General features: G+C 69.6%; 6 protein-coding genes. 4 read left to right on the top strand and 2 right to left on the bottom strand.

What is annotated here, in order from left to right; genetic code table 11:
- From G3I65_RS50300 to G3I65_RS50285, 4 genes are all read left to right on the top strand, one after another.
- A partial coding sequence (locus tag G3I65_RS50300) for a Xaa-Pro peptidase family protein (RefSeq protein WP_160702915.1) occupies positions 1 to 731 on the top strand: 731 nt, incomplete at its 5' end.
- Positions 728 to 1,183, top strand: a complete 456-nt coding sequence (locus G3I65_RS50295; protein ID WP_086858802.1) for an Lrp/AsnC family transcriptional regulator — start codon at positions 728 to 730, stop codon at positions 1,181 to 1,183. The genes G3I65_RS50300 and G3I65_RS50295, both read left to right, overlap by 4 nt.
- A 46-nt stretch (positions 1,184 to 1,229) precedes the next feature.
- Positions 1,230 to 1,454, top strand: a complete 225-nt coding sequence (locus G3I65_RS50290) for a hypothetical protein (RefSeq protein WP_125316435.1) — start codon at positions 1,230 to 1,232, stop codon at positions 1,452 to 1,454.
- A complete protein-coding gene (locus tag G3I65_RS50285; protein ID WP_125316436.1) occupies positions 1,441 to 1,740 on the top strand; it encodes a hypothetical protein in 300 nt (99 codons plus the stop codon). Before G3I65_RS50290 ends, G3I65_RS50285 begins: the two co-directional genes overlap by 14 nt.
- Before the next feature lie 81 nt (positions 1,741 to 1,821).
- On the opposite strand, the gene G3I65_RS50280 is transcribed toward G3I65_RS50285, so the two are convergent.
- The gene (locus G3I65_RS50280) at positions 1,822 to 2,901 is read right to left on the bottom strand and encodes a GDSL-type esterase/lipase family protein (protein ID WP_166641599.1); all 1,080 of its coding nucleotides are present in this window, start codon (positions 2,899 to 2,901) and stop codon (positions 1,822 to 1,824) included.
- Between the two features lie 224 nt (positions 2,902 to 3,125).
- A partial coding sequence (locus G3I65_RS50270) for an IS3 family transposase (RefSeq protein ID WP_160702913.1) occupies positions 3,126 to 3,676 on the bottom strand: 551 nt, incomplete at its 5' end.

The following is a 3,676-nucleotide window of genomic DNA, read 5'->3' as shown; positions in this document are numbered from 1 at the left end:
AGACGCTGGCCGGCCCGGTCGTGCGTGAGCTGCGGATGCGCAAGGACGCCGCCGAGATCGCGTCGCTGCGGGAGGCGGGCGCCGCGATCGACCGCGTGCACGCCCGCGTCCACGAGTGGCTGCGGCCCGGCCGCACCGAGGCCGAGGTCGGCGCCGACATCGCCGCGGCCATCGTCGAGGAGGGGCACGTCCAGGCCGACTTCGTGATCGTCGGCTCGGGCCCGAACGGCGCCAGCCCGCACCACGACGTCTCCGAGCGCGTCATCGAAAAGGGTGACGTCGTGGTCGTCGACATCGGCGGCCCGCTGCCCGCCGGCTACAACTCCGACTCCACCCGCACCTACGCCGTCGGCACGCCGCGCGACGCCGACGTGGCCGAGACGTACGCGGTGCTGCAGCGCGCCCAGGCCGCCGCGGTGGCCGCGGTCAAGCCGGGCGTCACCGCTGAGGCCGTCGACGCCGCAGCGCGCGACGTCATCGCCGAGGCCGGGTTCGGCGAGTACTTCATCCACCGCACCGGCCACGGCATCGGCCTGGACGTGCACGAGGAGCCGTACATCATCGCGGGCAACGCGCTGCCGCTGGAGCCGGGCATGGCCTTCAGCGTCGAGCCGGGCATCTACCAGCCGGGCCGCTGGGGCGCCCGGATCGAGGACATCGTGATCGTCACCGCGGACGGCGTCGAGTCCGTCAACAACCAGCCGCACGAGCTCGTCGTGCTGGACGCATGACGGCCGGTGGCCTGGAGCCGCTGGACCAGGCGATCGTCCAGGAGCTCGCGGCCGACGGGCGGCGCAGCTTCACCGACCTCGCCGAGCGGGTCGGGCTGTCGGTGTCGGCGGTGCACCAGCGGGTGCGCCGCCTCGAGCAGCGCGGGGTCATCCTCGGGTACACCGCGCGGCTCGACGGCGAGCAGATCGGCCTGCCCCTGACGGCGCTGATCTCGCTGACGCCGAACGACCCGGCGGCGCCCGACGACTACCCGCAGCGGATCCAGCACATCAAGGAAATCGAGTCCTGCTACTCGGTGGCCGGCGACGAGTCCTACATCCTGCTGGTGCGCGTCCCGTCGCCGCTGGGGCTGGAGGACCTGCTGCGCCGGATCCGCGAGTCGGCGAAGGTGTCGACCCGGACGACGGTGGTGCTCTCTACGCCGTTCGAGGGACGTTCGCCGACGTTCTGACGCCGGCGGGCCGCCCGGGGACCGGAGCACTGGTACGGTAAAAGGTATGGCAACACGTAAGGTCACGCTTTCGCTGGACAGCGGCGCGCTGGAATTCGCCGAACGGGCCGCGAAAGCCCACGGAATCTCGGTCTCGTCCTGGCTGTCGAAGGCGGCCAGGCGCGAGGCGGTACGCACCGGCTACACCCCGCGGAAGCCGGAGCCGGCCGTCGCGGAAGCGGACGAGGCCGAACGCAGCGCGGCGGAAAAGGATCTGCGTGCGCAGGGGTGAAGTCTGGACGTACCACCCCCCGACCGAACCGGCCCGGCAGCGCACGGTCGTGCTGCTGTCCTCGGACGGGGTGAACGAATCCGAGCGGCCCTGGCTGCTCGGCACGGAACTGCTCGAACGCGACCCGCAGGACATCCTCGGCGTCGCGATCGACGCCCGGTACTGGGTGTCCACGCTCAACCTGACCCGGCTCTACCGGCCGTGGTTCGACGAGCGGATCGCCGAGATCGACCTGGAAGTCCAGGAGCGCATCGACATCGCCTTGCGGGCAGCGCTCGATCTTTAAGTGTATAACGCCCTATACCACCTGGCGAGCTGAAAAGCCGTCCAGCACCCCAGGAAACCTAGGCTATGGACCGGGGAGCCCTCAGCGAGCCACGACCTCCGGGGCCGAGTGCAGCTTCCCGTCCGCACCGGCGAGGCAGGAGGCGTTGCCTTCGCGGGCCGTGATGAACTCCGTGAGGCAGTTGGCGATCGCGGCGTGCCCGGCGGCGTTGGGGTGGAACGACTCCTGCAGCGCGTGGCCGGCCCGGTCGGCTTGGCCGAGGTCGGCGAGCTGGAGGGTGAGGCGGGTGAACCACTCGGTCGCGGGGTTGGCGCCGCCGCTGCAGGCTTCGTGCTTGACGCCGGCCTTGGCGAGGTCGAGGAACCGGGCGCCGGACTGCTGTGCGGCCGCTTTCAGTCCTGAGGAGAGGACGCCGATCCCGGTCTGGGAGATCCAGCGGAGGTCTTCGACGCGGAACGGGCAGCCGTTGAGGGTGCGCAGGTCTTCGGGCAGGTCCGGGCCGATGGGTGCGGCGTAGGACTGCAGGACGAGCTGGTAGTCGGCGGGGACGTAGCCGGCTTGGGCGAGGACTTTCTTGACGTCGGAGACGGCGGTCGCGACCTTGGGCACCATGGCGTCCACTTTGGACTGCCAGGTTTGCTTGAGCGCTTCGCTGCAGGACGGGCCGCCGGGGTTGAACCAGGCTTTGAAGCATTCGGTGACCTGGTTGGAGAACTTGGGTTCGTCGTTGGCGCCGACGGCGATGACGACGGCGGCGACGCGGTGGTCCTTGACGAGTGCGGCGAGCTGCTGGGCTTGGGAGCCTTCGGTCCACTGCTTGACGTCGCCGAGTGCGACCTGTTCGGCGGGGGCGCCGGAGCAGCCGAGGTTGACGTGGGCGGTGATGCCGGGGATGTCGATCTTCTCGACGAAGGCGTTGGGGGAGCGGTGGCACCAGTTGCCGCCTTGGCCGTTGGTGGTGGCGGTGTACTGGCCGGCGCCTTCGCCGGAGACGGTGCTGTCGCCCAGGGCGACGACGGTGAGCGGGCCGGTGCCGGGTGGGCCTTGGCGGGGCTGCGGCTGGCCGTTTTTGCTTTCGGAGCCGAAGAAGACGAAGAAGCCGGCCAGGAGGGCCACGCAGACGAGGACCAGTGCCCCCCAGTACCACCGAAGACGTCGCATCGGCGTCGATTCTACGGTTCGGGTGCCGGGCTCGGGTGAAGTGGATCAGGGCTAGCCGGCTTCGGTGAGGTCGGTGGTCGCGGCGAGTTCGACGGCGACGTCGGTGATGGTGCGGATGGCCGGGTTGTCGTTGGTGGGTGACCAGACGAGTTCGGTGCGGGCGAGGTCGCCGTCGAGGGGGAGGGTCTGCCCAGACTTCGGTTGACACCGGAGCTGACTGTTTCTCAGGCCGCTGACGTGGCCGTGTAGATGGTCTCAAACTCGACCGGGGTGAGCTTGCCCAGGGCGCGTTGGCGGCGTTTGCGGTGATACTTCGTCTCGATCCAGGACACGATCGCCAACCGGAGCTCCTCCCGCGTGCGCCACCGGCGGGTATCGAGAACGTTCTTCTGCAGCAACGAAAAGAACGACTCCATCGCAGCATTGTCACCACACGCACCGACCCGACCCATCGACCCGGTCAGCCCATGACCGCGCAGCAGGCGCTGGTAGGCCGCCGATCGGAACTGGGCTCCGCGGTCGGAGTGGACCACGACGTCGTGCGGGTCGCGCAGCGCGATCGCGTTGCGCAGCGCGCTGACGGCGAGTGAGGCCCGCATGTGCGAGGCGATGGAGTATCCGACGATCTTGTTGGAGTAGCAGTCCTTGACCGCACACAAGTACAGCTTGCCCTCACCGGTGGGATGCTCGGTGATATCGGTCAGCCACTTGGTATTCGGCGCGGCGGCGGTGAAGTCCCGGCGCACGAGGTCGTCGTGCACCGGCGGCCCCGCCT

The organism is Amycolatopsis sp. SID8362, assembly GCF_010550475.1.
Classification (GTDB): Bacteria; Actinomycetota; Actinomycetes; order Mycobacteriales; family Pseudonocardiaceae; genus Amycolatopsis; species Amycolatopsis eburnea.
Note: the sequence above shows the minus strand (reverse complement) of the source record. Positions and strands in the feature narration are given on the sequence as shown.

Excerpts from the sequence above, each read along its gene's own strand:
- G3I65_RS50295 (WP_086858802.1), top strand. The coding sequence starts at position 728 with ATGACGGCCGGTGGCCTGGAGCCGCTGGACCAGGCGATCGTCCAGGAG.
- G3I65_RS50290 (WP_125316435.1), top strand. The coding sequence starts at position 1,230 with ATGGCAACACGTAAGGTCACGCTTTCGCTGGACAGCGGCGCGCTGGAA.
- G3I65_RS50280 (WP_166641599.1), bottom strand. The coding sequence starts at position 2,901 with ATGCGACGTCTTCGGTGGTACTGGGGGGCACTGGTCCTCGTCTGCGTG.